The sequence below is a fragment of the Vibrio sp. ZF57 genome (assembly GCF_001691235.1).
Lineage (GTDB): Bacteria > Pseudomonadota > Gammaproteobacteria > Enterobacterales > Vibrionaceae > Vibrio > Vibrio crassostreae_C.
The window spans coordinates 1-17,296 of sequence record NZ_MAKD01000043.1 but is presented as its reverse complement, the minus strand read 5'-3'; the positions used below and the strand labels follow the sequence as shown (position 1 = coordinate 17,296).

The 17,296-nt window shown below is 44.5% G+C and carries 17 protein-coding genes and 1 pseudogene; 15 read left to right on the top strand and 3 right to left on the bottom strand.

Features of this window, described 5'->3' with window-relative positions; translation table 11 throughout:
- Positions 1–152 precede the first annotated feature (152 nt).
- From flgN to flgA, 3 genes are all read right to left on the bottom strand, one after another.
- On the bottom strand, positions 153–578 hold the full coding sequence (flgN, locus tag A6D97_RS05045; RefSeq protein ID WP_017064136.1) for a flagellar export chaperone FlgN: 426 nt from the start codon (positions 576–578) through the stop codon (positions 153–155).
- A gap of 66 nt (positions 579–644) precedes the next feature.
- Positions 645–962, bottom strand: a complete 318-nt coding sequence (gene flgM / locus A6D97_RS05040; protein ID WP_017062263.1) for a flagellar biosynthesis anti-sigma factor FlgM — start codon at positions 960–962, stop codon at positions 645–647.
- Between the two features lie 178 nt (positions 963–1,140).
- The gene (gene flgA / locus A6D97_RS05035) at positions 1,141–1,887 is read right to left on the bottom strand and encodes a flagellar basal body P-ring formation chaperone FlgA (RefSeq protein WP_017064135.1); all 747 of its coding nucleotides are present in this window, start codon (positions 1,885–1,887) and stop codon (positions 1,141–1,143) included.
- 77 nt (positions 1,888–1,964) lie between these two features.
- On the opposite strand from flgA, the gene A6D97_RS05030 reads away from it, so the two are divergent.
- The 15 genes and pseudogenes from A6D97_RS05030 to A6D97_RS21775 all read left to right on the top strand — a co-directional run.
- Positions 1,965–2,891, top strand: coding sequence for a chemotaxis protein CheV (locus tag A6D97_RS05030; RefSeq protein WP_017062261.1), 927 nt, complete (start codon positions 1,965–1,967; stop codon positions 2,889–2,891).
- A gap of 11 nt (positions 2,892–2,902) precedes the next feature.
- Positions 2,903–3,730: a protein-glutamate O-methyltransferase gene (locus A6D97_RS05025; RefSeq protein ID WP_004736174.1), complete on the top strand. Its 828-nt coding sequence runs from the start codon at positions 2,903–2,905 to the stop codon at positions 3,728–3,730.
- A gap of 255 nt (positions 3,731–3,985) precedes the next feature.
- Positions 3,986–4,381: a flagellar basal body rod protein FlgB gene (flgB, locus tag A6D97_RS05020; protein WP_004736175.1), complete on the top strand. Its 396-nt coding sequence runs from the start codon at positions 3,986–3,988 to the stop codon at positions 4,379–4,381.
- Between the two features lie 4 nt (positions 4,382–4,385).
- Positions 4,386–4,799 carry a flagellar basal body rod protein FlgC gene (flgC, locus tag A6D97_RS05015; RefSeq protein WP_004736176.1) on the top strand — a complete coding sequence of 138 codons (414 nt, stop codon included), beginning with the start codon at positions 4,386–4,388 and terminating at the stop codon, positions 4,797–4,799.
- Positions 4,800–4,816: 17 nt separating this feature from the next.
- Positions 4,817–5,530 (top strand): flagellar hook assembly protein FlgD, encoded by a 714-nt coding sequence (gene flgD, locus A6D97_RS05010; protein ID WP_010439286.1) that lies wholly within the window; start codon positions 4,817–4,819, stop codon positions 5,528–5,530.
- Between the two features lie 49 nt (positions 5,531–5,579).
- Positions 5,580–6,884, top strand: coding sequence for a flagellar hook protein FlgE (gene flgE, locus A6D97_RS05005; RefSeq protein WP_017062260.1), 1,305 nt, complete (start codon positions 5,580–5,582; stop codon positions 6,882–6,884).
- 251 nt (positions 6,885–7,135) lie between these two features.
- Complete coding sequence (flgF, locus tag A6D97_RS05000) at positions 7,136–7,885, top strand: flagellar basal-body rod protein FlgF (RefSeq protein WP_017056855.1); 750 nt, start codon at positions 7,136–7,138, stop codon at positions 7,883–7,885.
- A gap of 21 nt (positions 7,886–7,906) precedes the next feature.
- Positions 7,907–8,695: a flagellar basal-body rod protein FlgG gene (gene flgG, locus A6D97_RS04995; protein WP_017062259.1), complete on the top strand. Its 789-nt coding sequence runs from the start codon at positions 7,907–7,909 to the stop codon at positions 8,693–8,695.
- A gap of 88 nt (positions 8,696–8,783) precedes the next feature.
- Positions 8,784–9,560, top strand: a complete 777-nt coding sequence (gene flgH / locus A6D97_RS04990) for a flagellar basal body L-ring protein FlgH (RefSeq protein ID WP_017066181.1) — start codon at positions 8,784–8,786, stop codon at positions 9,558–9,560.
- A gap of 94 nt (positions 9,561–9,654) precedes the next feature.
- The gene (locus A6D97_RS04985; protein WP_017062257.1) at positions 9,655–10,746 is read left to right on the top strand and encodes a flagellar basal body P-ring protein FlgI; all 1,092 of its coding nucleotides are present in this window, start codon (positions 9,655–9,657) and stop codon (positions 10,744–10,746) included.
- 13 nt (positions 10,747–10,759) lie between these two features.
- On the top strand, positions 10,760–11,677 hold the full coding sequence (gene flgJ / locus A6D97_RS04980) for a flagellar assembly peptidoglycan hydrolase FlgJ (RefSeq protein ID WP_017064131.1): 918 nt from the start codon (positions 10,760–10,762) through the stop codon (positions 11,675–11,677).
- Between the two features lie 220 nt (positions 11,678–11,897).
- Positions 11,898–13,778, top strand: coding sequence for a flagellar hook-associated protein FlgK (flgK, locus tag A6D97_RS04975; RefSeq protein ID WP_017067655.1), 1,881 nt, complete (start codon positions 11,898–11,900; stop codon positions 13,776–13,778).
- Positions 13,779–13,788: 10 nt separating this feature from the next.
- Positions 13,789–14,979, top strand: coding sequence for a flagellar hook-associated protein FlgL (gene flgL / locus A6D97_RS04970; protein ID WP_017064129.1), 1,191 nt, complete (start codon positions 13,789–13,791; stop codon positions 14,977–14,979).
- Between the two features lie 418 nt (positions 14,980–15,397).
- Positions 15,398–16,534 carry a flagellin gene (locus A6D97_RS04965; RefSeq protein ID WP_065583939.1) on the top strand — a complete coding sequence of 379 codons (1,137 nt, stop codon included), beginning with the start codon at positions 15,398–15,400 and terminating at the stop codon, positions 16,532–16,534.
- A 648-nt stretch (positions 16,535–17,182) separates the two neighbouring features.
- Positions 17,183–17,296: pseudogene (locus tag A6D97_RS21775) on the top strand (flagellin B); the annotation flags it as partial.

Here is a 17,296-nt window from a genome sequence, read left to right as displayed (position 1 = left end):
GTATGAAAATACTTGCCGCTTTTTTGTTTATCGATTTTGTCAGGACGTTCAAGGCTGATTAGGTGTTTTAATAAAAGATAACGACAGGAATAGTCTGAGATACAGATAAACGGTTAACAAGGGGTATTACTGAAGAGGAAGAGTTAACTTAACTAGGCTTTTACGTTGGTTCCCAGCGTAGAGATAGTATGCGTTTGACCACCGGCATTGTAGGTCATGCCAATTTTTCCGTGACTTTGCTGCATCATATTGCTGAGTTTTTTGAAGCTAAGGTGCGCTCGATTTAAGGCTTCGCCATTCACAAGGTTCGCTTGCTGGCAATCGTGCACTATGGACTGGATCTTAGTGACTAACTGAGCAAGTTCAGGGTTCTCGGTCAGTTCTGAGATATTGGTATGGGCTGCGATTCGCTGATCGGTTGATCTTAGTTGTTCAACTAGGACCACTTTTTCTTTGGCGATTCGCTCAATATCGTTTGATTGTCGGCTCGTAATAGCGGTTTTCTCTGAACTTAGTAATTCAGATAAGGCTTTGGCATTTTGAAGTTGAAAATTAACTAAATCTGCTAGTGCCGCCATAACGTAAACCTATTCATAACCTCGTGTACTTTAAGACAATAACTTCAATGAAAAGTTAGTGTTTTCTTAAAGGCCTTTTAATTCATCTTCGAACTTGATCATGTTGTCAGCCAGTTTCTCTGGATCGACAGTGTATGAACCATTCGCAATTGCTTCTTTGATCGCTGCTACTTTCACAGAATCAAAGCTTGGCTGTGCTGCCATATCTTGGTGGAGCTGACCAATCGCTTTGCCTTGTTGGCTCAGTGAAACCGCATCTTTGCTTGCTGGTGATTTAGTTGATACATCAGAGCGTGATGCCTCAGAACTAGAATCAGAGCGTACTGCTGATCGGTTAGTGGTCGTTAGGGTTTGCCCTGAACGAATATTATCAATGCCTGCCATAGTTAAGCCTTTTTCTTCAAAAATGGGAACCTGTACAGTCAATATCGACCAAGGGTTCGAATACTTTAGCAATTTTTAGCTCAATAGTCGAAAAGGGACAAAACACCGCAGCCGTTATATTTGGCGTTAGAGTTGAGGGTGAAATCGCTAACGATACCGTCAATTTAGAAGTAAAGAGTTAAAAGTAAACCGTGACTTCAGACATGCTGGTAACAATCCCTTCAATTATACGCTGTGATTTATCATTTTTCACTCTTACTTGATCACCCATAGAGCCATCGGTAAGCGCAGTTCCTTTGGTGGTAATGGTCATGCCACCTTTTACTGCCTGTATGATAACCTTCTCGTTTCGGCACACGACACAGATATCACCTCTTTCTACAACATCGCCCGGTCTTAGGTTCTTTTTTACCTTAGCGCCGATGACCTGATGTGGAGCTGTGAAACCTTGGCGACGAAACTTGTTAAGAGAAATCATAGCGGTGGTGACATCGTATTGACCGACGATTTCGCCTCTCGCGAGTGAGCGAGTGGTGGTGACAAGAGGCACCGACATCGAAAGGCGCACCGGTACATAAACTCGCCACTCATCAGGAACACATTGCACTAAAACCGTAATACTGCTGCGGGTATTGGTGGTGGTTGAGGCGCTGGTCTCTAAAGGCACTGGGCAGTCTGTCGCTTTGATTCTTGAGTCAACATTTGCTGAATTAACAAAGAGTTCGCCACCTTGTGGCTGCTCAACTGTATCAAGGATATGTTGCTCCGCTGCAGACTGAATCATCTCAATTTGTTCTGGGGTCGCAGCTTGTACAAAAAAACTAAACAATATTGATAAAATGCCGATAAACTTAGCGACAGTTTTAAAAGTAGCTCTACACATTGCTATGGAAAGAGGTGGCAAATTTGTTTTATAATACGTCATTCCGTTTCTCTGGTGGTTCGTAGCCTGCAGTAGACTAACACTTTTTATACAAAAAAGTTTGATATGGAGATGAGCTCATGACGGGTATTCTTGATTCGGTGAATCAGCGTACGCAACTCGTCGGTCAAAACCGATTAGAATTACTAACCTTTCGCCTAATGGGGCGTCAGCGTTACGGCATTAATGTCTTTAAAGTAAAAGAAGTGCTGCAATGCCCTAAGCTGACAAAGATGCCAAACTTGAACCCACTGGTTAAAGGTGTAGCACACATTCGTGGCCAAACGATCTCTGTGATCGACTTGAGCTTAGCGATTGGTGGCCGTCCTACAACGGATATTGAAAAGTGTTTTGTGGTTATCTCTGAGTTTAACCGAACCATTCAAGGTTTCTTGGTAAGTTCAGTTGAGCGCATTATTAACATGCACTGGGAATCGATTCTTCCGCCGCCAGATGGCGCAGGTAGAGCTAACTACCTGACAGCGGTAACCAACATTGATAATGAATTGGTAGAAATTCTTGATGTTGAGAAGATCCTTGCAGAAATTTCTCCTGTTGATGAAACAATGGACAGCAAGATTGCTGAAGATATTGCGAAAGTAGAACAAGAGAAAGAACTGGTTCGCCGCATCTTGATTGCTGATGACTCGACCGTTGCTCGTAAGCAGGTTCAGCGTGCTATTGAGTCGATTGGTTTTGAAGTTATCTCGGTGAAGGATGGTAAAGAAGCCTATGAGAAGCTGATGCAGATGTCATCAGAAGGCAGTATTTACGATCAGATTTCATTGGTGATTTCTGATATCGAAATGCCAGAAATGGATGGATACACGCTGACTGCTGAGATTCGTCGTCACGCCGAACTTAAAGATTTATACGTAATTTTACACTCATCGTTGAGTGGTGTATTTAACCAAGCCATGGTTGAGCGTGTTGGAGCTAACTCCTTCATCGCTAAATTCAACCCAGATGAGCTTGGTGCAGCTGTAAAAGCTGCGTTAACTAACTAAAAGAGACATTAATGACTGCTATAACAATAAGTGATCAAGAGTATCGCGATTTCAGCCGTTTCTTAGAATCTCAATGTGGCATTGTATTAGGTGACAGCAAGCAGTATTTAGTGCGCAGTCGTCTAAGCCCATTAGTAACGAAGTTTAAGTTAGCTTCTTTGTCTGATTTGTTGAGAGATGTAGTAACAGGTCGAAACCGTGAGCTGCGTGTGGCTGCTGTCGATGCCATGACGACGAACGAGACACTTTGGTTCCGTGATACTTACCCGTTTGCTGTGCTTGCGGATAAGCTTCTACCGGAAATAGCGGCAAATAAACGTCCTATTAAGATTTGGTCTGCGGCAAGCTCTTCAGGCCAAGAAGCATACTCAATGGCAATGACGATTCTTGAAACTCAAGCTCGTAAGCCAGGTATGCTGCCAAATGTATCGATTACCGCAACTGACATCTCAGCAAGTATGTTGGATATGTGCCGCACTGGCGCTTACGACAACCTTGCATTGGGACGTGGACTTTCTCCAGAGCGCCGTCGTACTTTCTTTGAAGATGCGGGCGATGGCCGTATGAAAGTGAAAGATAACGTCAAGCGCATGGTGAACTTCCGCCCTCAGAACCTGATGGACAGCTATGCATTGTTAGGCAAGTTCGACATTATTTTCTGTCGTAACGTGCTGATTTACTTCTCGCCTGATATGAAGTCAAAGGTACTTAACCAGATGGCAAATAGCCTGAACCCTGGTGGGTACTTACTATTGGGCGCGTCTGAATCGTTAACAGGCTTAACCGATCGTTTTGAAATGGTTCGCTGTAATCCAGGCATCATCTACAAATTAAAGTAACGAGCGGCACCGATATTAGGTGTAAGGTTACCGTCTAAATTTAAAACCCAGCCAAGTGCTGGGTTTTCTTTTTCCTGCTTAAGCTATATCTTTAAGTCAGAGTGACATTCCAATTTACTCTATTTTTTGGCTTGTTTATTGCAAGCTTACCCACGAGTAACCTGTAAAAGCATTGATAGACCGCCTTGTTTCAAAAGTTGGTATATATATTGCTTTGGTTATTTCATAACAGTCAGTTCTTGAGTTGAGGTTTACATGGCTATTTCTTTTGACAATGCTTTGGGCATTCACCAGCACACAGTTGGTGTACGTGAGCGTAACGCTGAGGTGCTTTCCACCAATATCGCGCAAGCAAACACGCCTGGGTATAAAGCAAAGGGATTAGACTTTAAGAAATCACTGCAAGCGGCAAGTTCTGGGGCAAGCATTGGTCTTAGCCGTACAGATGGTCGGCACATTTCTGCCTCAACAACGGTGAACGGGGAAACGAAGTATCGCATTCCTACCCAACCTGATACAGGAGATGGCAACACGGTTGATTTGGATTTGGAAAGAAACCTTTTCATGCAAAACCAAATTAGGCATCAAGCCTCTCTCGACTTCTTAGGAAGTAAGTTCAAGAATTTAACTAAAGCGATTAAAGGGGAATAATTAGATGAGTTTATTCAATGTATTCAATGTGACTGGTTCTGCGATGAGTGCTGAATCTGTTCGTCTAAATACGACCTCGAGCAACCTTGCGAACGCGGACAGTGTAAGTAGTTCTGCTGAAGAAACTTACAAGGCTCGTCACGCAGTGTTCGGCGCTGAGTTAAATAAAGCACGCAACAGTGGTCACACTGTGCCTGTGAAAGTATTAGGTATTGTGGAAAGCGATAAGCCGCTAAGCGCGGAGTACAACCCGGATCACCCATTAGCGAACAACGAAGGCTATATCTACAAGCCTAATGTCAACGTTATGGAAGAAATGGCAAACATGATTTCGGCATCACGTGCGTACCAAACAAACGTACAGGTTGCTGACTCGAGTAAACAAATGCTGCTGCGTACGCTGCAGATGGGTCAATAAGGATAAGGAGGTAGCACATGGCTGGAATCAACAACAATGTTGGTCAAAGCGGCTTGTCCTATGTTGACCAGCTGAAGAGTCTTCAAGATGGCGCTAAAAAGCCCGACGAAACAACAGGTAAGCAGGATCTTAAACAAGAAGACTTCTTATCTTTGTTGACTAAGCAACTAGCACAACAAGACCCTTTCAAGCCGGTTAGCAATGACCAGATGATTGCGCAAATGGCTTCATTTGCGACCGTAGATGGCATTGGCAAAATGAATACACAGTTTGAAAGCTTGAATTCATCAATGACCTCTAACCAAGCTCTTCAGGCCTCCTCTTTAGTTGGGCGTGATGTATTGGTTCCTGGTGCGGCAGGTGTAAAACCCGGTGATGGCGGTATGGCGGCAATGGTTAAGCTTCCTCAGGCAATGGACAATGTAATGGTCCGTGTTGAGAACGAAGTTGGCCAATTGGTTCGCACATTTGATATCGGCTCTAAACCATCTGGTGATACACGTGTTGAATGGGACGGAAAAGACGAAGACGGTAACCCATTGCCGGCCGGTAAATACAACGTGAAAGCGTCGGGTTTGCTGGATGGCGAGAACACAGAGTTCCAAGTTTCCAGTTATGCGAACGTGAACAGTGTGCTTCTTGGTAAGGGCGATGGCAACGTACTACTCAATCTGGCTGGTTTCACATCGCCAGTACGACTTGCTGAAGTACTAGAAGTTGGTAAAGCGTAGCTCTTTATTGAGTGACTATGCTAGCTAGATAGATTAGGAGAATAATGGAATGTCATATGTAGCTTTAAGCGGCCTATCCGCTGCACAATTAGACCTGAATACAACCAGTAACAACATTGCGAACGCGAACACATTTGGCTTTAAAGAGTCTCGTGCCGAGTTTGGTGATGTTTACTCAAGCTCGTTGTTCACTAACGCAAAAACGACGGCAGGTGGCGGTGCGCAAGCTAGCCAAGTGGCGCAACAGTTCCACGAAGGTTCAAGTATTTATACGAACAACCCAATGGACTTACGTGTAAGTGGTACAGGTTTCTTTGCAGTATCGAAAGACCGCATGGTGCCAGAGATTAACGAATTAACGCGTAATGGTGCATTTCACCTAAACAAAGACAACTACATGGTTACCGCTAATGATGAGTTTCTTTTAGGTTACGATGTTGATCCAAACTCGGGGGAAGTTCTTTCTTATGCGCCAAAGCCTCTCGACATTCCTGCTGAGTTTGGTAAACCAAAACAGACAGAAAACATTGAAGTAGGGGTTAACCTTCCTGCAAACGGTGATCTTAAAGACCCGGCTGCATTTAACTTCAAAGATGCTGATACTTATAACCGTGCAACGTCTTCGACGGTATACGATTCTATGGGTCAGTCTTACAAGTTAACGACTTACTACCTCAAAGATCAGACTCAACCAAACACTTGGCAAACGTACTACACCATGTCAGATGAGAACGGTGAAAAGCCGGTCAACATTACTGGTGGTGATGCGACGAATGCACAAGGTCATGTTGGTCACACAATGAAGTTCAACAATGACGGTACGTTAGCAAGCCTAAACAATGGTCAGCCGATTAACTCGGAACCACTGGGTGCTGGTGCGAACCCTATTGACTTGAACGGTGCTGATCCAACTCAAGTGCTTAAGTTTGGTTTAGATTCTTCAACTCAGTTTGCCGCTCCGTTTGAATTGACTAAGTTTGATGAAGATGGCGCGACAACAGGTTTCTTAACAAAAATCGATTTCGATGAGTACGGCAGTGTTCTAGGTACTTATTCAAATGGTGAAAACGTGATGCTTGGCCGTGTAGGCTTGGTTCGTGTACCAAATGAGCAAGGTCTGGATAAGAAAGGCGGTACTCAATGGGATTCTACCAACGACTCTGGTGACAAGATCTGGGGTGAATCGAACAAAGGTTCATTTGGTAGCATCAACAACGGCTCGCTAGAGCAGTCGAACATCGATATGACTCAAGAACTGGTTGATTTGATTTCTGCTCAACGTAACTTCCAGGCGAACTCGCGTTCTCTAGAAGTACACAACCAGCTACAACAGAATATTCTTCAGATTCGTTAATCGTTTAAAGCGTTTGAATCATCTGCGAATACCCAATTCAATGTTATTGAATTGGGTATTGTTGTTTGTCTTTTTATTTGCCGCCCCTATTGCCGCCCGGTAATGCCACTGGCAACAATTCTTCCTCAATGATCCTTTGATGATCACCCTTCTTGTTCGTTTTCTATTTAAATTATTGATAAATAACAGTTAAAAATATTGGCACAGTGTTTGCTTTATTAGCCCCAGAAGATGATTTTTGGAGCAAAATTATGGATCGCGCACTGTTTCTTGCCATGAGTGGCGCTAAGCAAAATATGCAAGCTTTGCAGCTACGTGCAAACAACCTTGCCAACGTAAGTACAACGGGTTTCCGTGCTGATTTAGCACAGGCACGTTCAATGCAAGCGTATGGCGAAGGCATGCCTACTCGTGTTTTCAGCATGACAGAGCGTCCGGGTCATAATTTCGCTCAGGGTAGTGTGGTTACTACTGGCCGAGATCTAGACGTTACCATTCAAGGTGATGGTTGGATTTCAGTGATGGACAATACTGGCCGTGAAGGTTTAACACGTAACGGTAACCTAAGGGTTGACCAAAACGGTTTACTAACCAACGCAAGCGGTCACTTAGTGCTTGGTGAAAACGATGCACCAATCACGCTGCCAATCCCAATTAGCAAAGTAGAAATTGGTACAGACGGTACGATTTCGGTGATTCCTCAAGGCGCTCCAGCTGAAGAATTGGCCGTGGTTGATCGTATTAAGCTTGTACGTCCAGACAACCAAAGTTTGTTTAAAGACACGAATGGTCTATTCCGTTCGAAAAACCCAGATCAGGCATACGAAGCAGATGCAGCGGTAACGTTGCTAAAAGGTGCTATCGAAGGCAGTAACGTAAATGCCGTAGGTGAAATGACCAGCCTAATTGACTTACAACGTCAGTTTGAAATGCAGGTCAAAATGATGAGCACAGCAGAGGAAATGGACAAGTCGTCTGATTCACTGCTTCGTATGAGCTAATAGAATTTAAAGGACATTGCTATGCATCCAGCATTATGGGTAAGTAAAACGGGTTTAGACGCCCAACAAACCAATATCTCAACGATTTCGAACAACCTTGCCAACGCCTCGACCATTGGTTTTAAAAAGAGCCGCGCGGTATTTGAAGATCTGTTCTACCAGAATATTAATCAACCGGGTGGTCAATCGTCTCAGAATACTGAGCTGCCAAGTGGTTTGATGCTGGGTGCCGGTTCTAAGGTCGTCGCGACTCAAAAAGTGCACACTCACGGTAACGCACAAACGACATCTAACAGCCTAGACATGATGATTGAAGGCGACGGTTTCTTCCAAGTTGAAATGCCAGACGGTGAAACAGGTTACAGCCGCAATGGTCAGTTCACACTGAACGGTGAAGGCGCGATCGTAACGTCGGGCCAAGGTTATCCTCTACAACCAGAAATTGTGATTCCTGAAGACGCGATCTCGGTAACGGTTGGTAACGACGGTGAAGTATCGGTTCGTCTACGTGGCGAGCAAAACAACGTCGTGGTTGGTCAAATTACCATTACTGACTTTGTAAACCCAGGTGGTCTAGAGCCAGTAGGTCAAAACCTTTACTTGCCAACTGGCGCGAGTGGCGACCCACAAGAGGGTGTACCGGGCTTTGATGGCCTGGGTAACATCCGCCAATCGATGCTAGAAACATCGAACGTAAACGTAACCGAAGAGCTGGTAAACATGATTGAAGCTCAGCGTGTATACGAAATGAATTCGAAAGTTATCTCGTCAGTAGACAAGATGATGAGCTTTGTTAACCAACAGCTGTAATTGGTTTATTCGCCGTTTACTTTTTTAATTAATCTATCTGTTTTTGCTAATTGACCCATTTACCACTGCCTGCTGAGAGTATATCGCCATGAAACGTATTTTTTGTTTAGCTTTGTTTATGTCTATGTCGGGATGTGCTGTTCTGGACCCGATCGAGACTCCGGCAGAAGAAAATGCAACCACAGTGGTTGATGCTGTGGAAGGTGATAAGTCGGCGCAAGAGAGCTCTGGCATTATTGACACGCTTCGTGGGCGAACCGATCCAATTGCTGGTGACCCTGCATGGGCGCCAATCAACCCCAAGCAGAAACCAGAGCATTACGCAGCGGCAACGGGCTCACTGTTTAATGTGAACCACATTGGCAGCATGTATGACGACTCAAAACCGCGTGGTATTGGTGACATAATTACTGTAGCGTTAGATGAGAATACTCGAGCGACCAAAAAAGCCAACGCAGACATGTCTAAGTCGAATGATGCATCAATGGAGCCGCTGGCTGTTGGTGGTCAAGATCTGACGATCGACAAGTACAACTTCTCTTATGATCTGAGTAACACCAATACTTTTGCTGGTGATGCGTCAGCCAACCAAAGTAACAGCATCAGCGGCTACATTACCGTTGAAGTCATCGAAGTATTAGCTAATGGCAACCTAGTGGTTCGTGGTGAGAAGTGGATGACACTGAACACCGGCGATGAGTACATCCGCCTAAGCGGTACCATCCGTCCAGACGATATTGACTTCGAAAATACCATTGCTTCAAACCGTGTTTCTAACGCACGAATTCAGTACTCAGGGACTGGCGTACAGAAAGATATGCAAGAGCCTGGATTCTTGGCACGATTCTTTAATGTATCTCTGTAGAGCTTGATAGGACGACGACATACTGACAGCCTCTATCACTCAGCCACATTTAGCTAAGCTATTATAAATTAAAGCAATACAGACAGGTTACTCAATGAAAAAACTGACACTCGTACTATTCGGCATGCTATTTCTTGCCACCAGTGCCCATGCTGCGCGAATCAAAGACGTGGCAAAAGTGGCGGGTGTTCGTAGTAACCAACTTGTAGGTTATGGTTTGGTCACGGGCTTGCCGGGTACTGGTGAGACAACTCCCTTTACCGATCAAACATTTAACGCAATGCTGCAAAATTTTGGCATCCAATTGCCGCCCGGCACTAAGCCAAAAACCAAAAACGTCGCGGCTGTTATTGTGACTGCTGAACTGCCAGCATTCTCTAAGCAAGGCCAAGAAGTTGACGTAACCGTTTCTTCTATCGGTTCAGCAAAAAGCCTTCGTGGTGGTACCTTGCTACAGACCTTCTTGAAAGGTCTAGACGGTCAAGTGTATGCGGTCGCGCAGGGTAACTTGGTGGTAAGTGGCTTTAGTGCACAAGGTAACGACGGTTCTAAGATTGTCGGTAACAACCCTAACGTTGGTATCATCTCTAGCGGTGCGACGGTTGAACAAGAGATCCCAACGCCATTCGGTCGTGGTGACTACATCACCTTCAACCTAATCCAATCAGATTTCACAACGGCTCAGCGTATGGCTGATGCGGTTAATAATTTCCTAGGCCCACAAATGGCTTCAGCGGTAGACGCAACTTCAGTAAAAGTTCGTGCACCGCGTGAAATCAGCCAGCGTGTAGCATTCTTGTCGGCTATCGAAAACATCGAGTTCGACCCTGCTGAAGGCTCTGCAAAAATCATCGTCAACTCTCGTACAGGTACGATTGTGGTTGGTAAGCACGTTCGCCTAAAAGCGGCGGCGGTCACCCACGGTGGTATGACGGTTGCAATTAAAGAAAATCTAAACGTAAGCCAACCGAATGCATTCTCTGGTGGCCAAACTGTAGTGGTCCCTGATTCTGATATCGAAATCACGGAAGGCGATGGTAAGATGTTCAAATTTGAACCTGGCCTAACGCTGGACGATTTGGTACGCGCAGTCAATGAAGTGGGCGCTGCACCTTCTGATTTAATGGCAATCCTTCAAGCACTGAAACAAGCGGGTGCAATTGAAGGCCAATTGATCATTATCTAAGAAGGGGTAAAGCATGATTAAAAATAACAATGACATCGGCTTTATTCACGATATCGGTAGCCTAGACCGCCTTCGTCAACAAGCGGTAAACGGTGAAGAAGGTAGCGAGAAAGAAGCATTAACCGCGGCGGCAAAACAGTTTGAATCGATTTTCACCTCGATGTTGTTTAAGTCAATGCGCGATGCTAACTCGAGCTTTAAGTCGGATATGTTGAACAGCCAGAACGAGCAGTTCTATCGTCAGATGCAAGATGACCAAATGGCGAGTGAGTTAAGCGCTTCAGGTTCGTTAGGTCTTGCAGATATGATCGTGGCTCAACTAAGCGCTGGCCAAGCAAGCGATACGTCTGAAGAGAAGGTTCGCAGTGAAGGCTTTGATGCTTCATTGCAAAGACCGCAATATTCAGGCCGTTCGGAAGAGCGAGCGTCAGACGTTCAACCTGCGCAAGCAGCAAAACAGCCAGTATCCTTTGATTCTCCAGAATCGTTTGTGACCTCAATGAAGCCTTACGCGGAAAAAGCGGCAAGTGCGCTTGGTGTGGACTCGTCTCTTCTATTGGCACAAGCTGCCCTTGAAACGGGTTGGGGTTCTAAAATGGTTAAGAACTCTTTGGGCAACAGCAATAACTTATTTAACATCAAAGCAGATAGAAGTTGGAAGGGCGATAAGGTCGCGACTCAAACTCTTGAGTTCCATGGCAAAACCGCCGTTAAAGAGTCAGCTTCCTTCCGTTCTTACTCTAATTTCGAAGATAGCTTTAATGATTACGTGAAGTTCTTGAACGAAAATCCAAGATACGAAACGGCGCTACAGCATCAAGGCAATTCAGAGAATTTCATCAAAGGTATTCATCAGGCTGGTTACGCAACTGACCCTAACTATGCAGACAAGGTTTTACGAGTTAAAGCCAAGATTGATGAGATGAACTAGCGTCATAAATCAACATAGAGAGCTTGCTACTGGCAGGCTCTTTTCTTCTCCGCCTCTTCAGTTCTTACGCGTAATCCATAGTTATCTACTTACACTTCAATAAATTATCGTCTTTTAATCTCCTATTGTTTGTGTTGGCACATATATTGCTTTTATCTTAGTAATATACGGTTGTAGTTAATCAGTTCATTCTGGTTTTGTTAAGTTTTTTGGGGGCATTATGGCGTCGGATCTTCTGAATGTAGGGGCACAAAGTGTTCTTACGGCTCAGAGACAGCTCAACACCACAGGTCATAACATTTCTAACGCTAACACAGAGGGCTATAGCCGCCAGTCTGTGATTCAAGGTGTGAATGACCCGCGCCAGTACGGTGGGCAATCCTACGGTATGGGGGTACATGTGGAAAATGTTCGCCGCTCTTGGGATCAGTTTGCCGTCAAAGAACTTAACTTATCGACAACCAATGCCGCCAACAAAGGCGATACCGAAGCCAACCTCGATATGCTGTCGAGCATGTTGTCGTCGGTCGCTTCAAAGAAGATTCCAGAAAACCTCAACGAATGGTTTGATTCCGTTAAGACTCTCGCCGATACCCCAAATGATGTGGGTGCGCGTAAGGTCGTGTTAGAGAAAGCAGGGCTTGTAACTAAAACCTTGAATGAATTTCATGAAACAGTTCGTCAACAGTCTGATTCTACGAATAAAAAATTAGATATGGGTATCGAGCGAGTTAACCAACTTGCGTACGAGATCCGTGATGTTCAGCGTTTAATGATGCGAACTCCTGGGCCTCATAATGACCTACGAGATCAGCATGAAAAGTTGATTAATGAGCTTTCTGGTTACACCAAAGTTACGGTGACACCACGCTCAAATGCCGAAGGGTTTAATGTCCATATTGGTAATGGCCATACCTTGGTCTCTGGTAGTGAAGCGAGTCAGCTGAAGATGGTTGATGGCTTACCCGATGCACATCAGCGCCGCCTAGCGATTGTTGAAGGTAAGTCTTTAAAACCGATCACCAGCAGTGATATCGACGGAAAAATCGGCGCCATGCTAGACATGCGTGACGAACATATCCCAGCAATCATGGATGAGCTTGGTCGTTTGGCGACCGCGTTTTCATATGAGGTCAATAGTCTTCAAGAACAAGGTTTGGATCTTAACGGCAACGTAGGTAAGGACTTGTTTACCGACGTGAACTCAGAGCTGGTGGCAAAATCTCGTGTCACGGCTAGCGGGCAATCGAAAGCCGATGTTGCGGTATACATTGATGATACTTCTGCCTTAAAAGGCGGTGAGTATGGACTGAAATACGATGGCAGTGATTATGTCGTGACTAAGCCGAACGGTGAGACCGTTAAGATGGCGACCGACTCTAGCGGTAGTGCTTTTTATCTTGATGGCATGCGAGTGGAAGTACGTAACCCTCCTGAACTAGGAGAGAAACTGTTACTGCGTCCAACGCGTAATTTTGCTGCGCAGATTCATATGGAAACCAAAGACCCGAAAGACATTGCTGCGCAAAGTTATGAGGCATCGACCACGTTTGCCAAGGGTACAGCGGGATTTAAAATCCTAGAAGCAGGTCAACTGCGTGAGTTTGAAGTGATTGTCTCACCAAAAGGTGAGCAGTTTGCTGTGACGGATCCGAAGGGTAACATTTTAATGCAGCCTCAACCGTATCCGCCACAAGGGCCAGTGACCATCAACGGTACAACGTTTGAGCTCACACCCGGTGCGGTGGCAAATGATAAGTTTACGGCAAACCTTGTCCCATCAGAAGGTGACAACGGTAACCTGCGTAAGCTACAAGATCTTCAAACAGGAAAGCTGTTGAATGATGGTGAGTCTACGATTTTAGACCTTTACCACAACTTGAATACTAATACGGGCTTGAAGTCTTCAACGGCAAATCGCCTGAGTGATATTGCGACATTAGAAAAACAGTCGGCTCAAGAACGTATTGCTTCTATCTCGGGAGTAAACCTCGATGAAGAAGCGGCAAACATGATGAAATTTCAGCAAGCGTATATGGCTTCTTCACGTATCATGCAAGCAGCCAATGATACGTTTAACACTATTTTGGCTCTGAGATAGGAAGGTATAAATGTTGAATCGTATCTCTAGCTTCCATAATTATCAGTCAGTACAAAACGACTTGCGCCGTCAAGAGAACAAGGTGCATCACAACCAAGCACAACTTGCTTCGGGTAAGAAGTTACAGTCGCCAAGTGATGACCCATTAGCGACGCACTATTTACAGAACATTGGTCAGCAGTCAGAACAGCTTAAACAGTATGTCGATGCGATTACTCTAGTCAGAAACCGTCTTGAGCATCATGAAGTATTGGTTTCTAACACTGAAGGCTTTGCTGATGAAGCAAAACGAACCGTGATGGAAATGATCAACGGTGCGCTTTCTCCGGAAGACCGTTTAGCTAAGAAGCGTGAAATTCAAGAACTGGCGAATAACTTCCTGCATTTAGCCAACTCTCAAGATGAGTCGGGTAACTACACGTTTGCAGGCACTAAGCCGAAAAATCAGCCTTTCTTTCGAGATAACGAAGGGAATGTGACATATCAAGGTGATGACTACCAACGCAAGATGCGTGTGGCAAGCAGCTTTGAAATGGCAATGAATGATCCGGGCAGCAAGATGTTTATGGAAATAGACAACCCGTTCGGTGACTACGAACCTCAGTACGAGCTTGAACCTGCGTCTGAGTTATTGCTCGGGCGTGCGACCAACAGCGATGAAGATGGGTCTACTTATAAAGTGACGTTTGTCGACATGCAGACGGGCAATTTCGCTTATCAGCTTGAAAAAGACGGCGCAGTGGTTGCGGCAGAAGATTTTGATCCTTCGACAGGCATTGTTTATGAAGGGCTGAATATTCAAATCAAAGGCCAAATCACTAAAGGTGATTCGATCACCTTAGAACCACGAGAGACTTTCTCTATCTTTGATACGTTCAAAGAGGCTGCTGAGCAGGCTGAAAACCCGGTATCGGATGCATCAGCAACAGCGAAACTGCACCAAGTAACTGAAGAGTTCCACGCTGCGTTTATCCATTTGACCAAGGCAAGAACCGATGTTGGTGCACGCTTGAGTACTTTGGATATTCAAGAGCAACAACATGAAGATTTCAAGTTGTCTTTAGCAAAAGCAAAAAGCAACTTTGAAGACTTGGATTACTCGAAAGCGATCATTGAGTTCAATGAAAACTCTCGAGCACTACAAGCTTCTCAACAAGCGTTTGGCAAAACCAAAGACCTGACCTTGTTTAACTATATTTAATGATCAATCGGTATTTAATGGTGGCTTGTCGATCACCATGGCGTTGATTCCTTGCCGTATGTGCTATGCCATACGTGCGAATGACGCCACAGTTTGCCGCTTTTTTGTACGAAGCATGATGTTTCTAGAATAGCGGCAAAAAACGGCAATAAGGAAGGTGAATGTTTTTCATCTTCTAATAGTAGAAAATCATAATTGCGCAGTGTTGTTTGTAAGCTTCTGATTTTTAGATAATTAAAAAATTATTTATATGATATTAAACTTGGCATACAACTTGTATCTGTGTTGGTTATAAATGATTAATACAGATCTTAAACCTTGTATAGGGTTTATCGAGTAATACACGGTCAGTGCTTATCCATATGAGAGTAAAGCTGGCCGCTTCGCAGAAACTTTGCGAACTCATAAGGAGAGCAAAATGGCTATCAATGTAAGCACTAACGTATCTGCTATGACAGCACAGCGTTACCTGAATAAAGCATCTAATGACTTAGCGACTTCTATGGAGCGTTTGTCATCTGGTCACAAGATCAACAGCGCGAAAGATGATGCGGCAGGTCTGCAAATCTCGAACCGTCTAACCGCTCAGTCTCGTGGTCTTGATGTGGCAATGCGTAATGCCAACGACGGTATTTCGATTGCTCAAACAGCAGAAGGCGCGATGAACGAATCGACTAACGTACTACAACGTATGCGTGATCTAGCGATTCAATCATCAAACGGCACTAACTCGCCGGCAGAGCGTACTGCACTGAACGAAGAGTCAATGGCACTTCAAGATGAGCTTAACCGTATTGCGGAAACCACATCGTTTGGTGGTCGTCGTCTACTGAACGGTTCATTCGGTGAAGCTTCATTCCAGATCGGTTCTAACTCTGGTGAAGCAATGATCATGGCTCTGACAAGTATCCGTGCAGATGACTACCGTATGGGTGGTACTACGTTCGATTCAGAAAACGCGAAAGATAAGAACTGGGAAGTGCCGCCAACAGCGAGCGATCTTAAGTTCGAATTCAAAACCAAAGCGGGTGAAGACATCGTTTTAAATATCAATACCAAAGCGGGCGATGATATCGAAGAGCTTGCGACTTACATTAATGGTCAGTCTGATCTTGTGAACGCATCGGTTACTGATGATGGTCGCATTCAACTGTTCGTTGCTGAACCTGACCTTGATGGCCCAATGTCTATCTCTGGTGGTCTAGCGTCTGAGCTAGGTATTAAGAGTGAAGGCCGCGCAACCTCGGTTCAAGATGTTAGCTTAACCAGCGTTGCGGGTTCACAGAACGCGATCAGCGTGATTGATTCTGCAATGAAGTACGTGGATTCACAGCGTGCTGATTTGGGTGCAAAACAGAACCGTCTAAGCCACAGTATTAATAACTTGGCAAACGTACAAGAGAACGTAGACGCTTCAAACAGCCGAATCAAAGATACGGACTTTGCGAAAGAGACGACGCAAATGACCAAATCACAAATTCTGCAACAAGCAGGTACTTCAATACTTGCTCAAGCAAAACAGTTGCCTAACTCTGCAATGTCATTATTGCAATAGTTATTGGTTGAACTTGCTGCTCGTGTTCAGACGTGAGCCATGCAGCAAGGGAAACTGGCAAGCATACTTACTATTGAATGTTTAGCTCTCTCATCTCTCACCTGCTATCCATTTTTGCAGTAAGAATGCAACGGCAAGTCGGAAATGTGTTCATTTCTCGATGATCTCCACACAGGCTCTGACGCGCCAACTAGCCCCGGTTCTCTCAAAGGAAAAGGGGCTTTTTCCTTTCTGTATTTCTTGTTTTTGCTATTTATTTTCCTGTGAACTTTCTCGCACTACCTTTTCCAAATCTCTATTTGATGGTTCTTCTTCACGACAAATAATGTCATCTATTACACAAGATTTGCGTAAGTCAGAGATCTTTGGCGATTGATCATTTCTCGACCTTGAGCCATTTAGACGGCGGTTCGTACGCTTTCTGAACAGATTAAGATCTTTTTCCAATTGAAATCTATCGCTGTATTAGAAAATGATGAAAATTAAGTTGTTGATAAATATTAGATTAATATTTTTTTTGTGGTTTTTTGAAAGTTTTTCTAAAGCTTCTGATTTTCGCGCCGTTATTAAAAGTAACTTTGAGAGAACTACTTGGTTTTCCGAGACGTCGGAAACCGCTATACCGGAAAATCAATTGGAGAAATCACCATGGCAGTGAATGTAAATACAAACGTTTCAGCGATGACAGCGCAACGTTACCTAAACAACGCAAACAGCGCACAACAAACATCAATGGAGCGTCTAGCTTCTGGCTCAAAAATC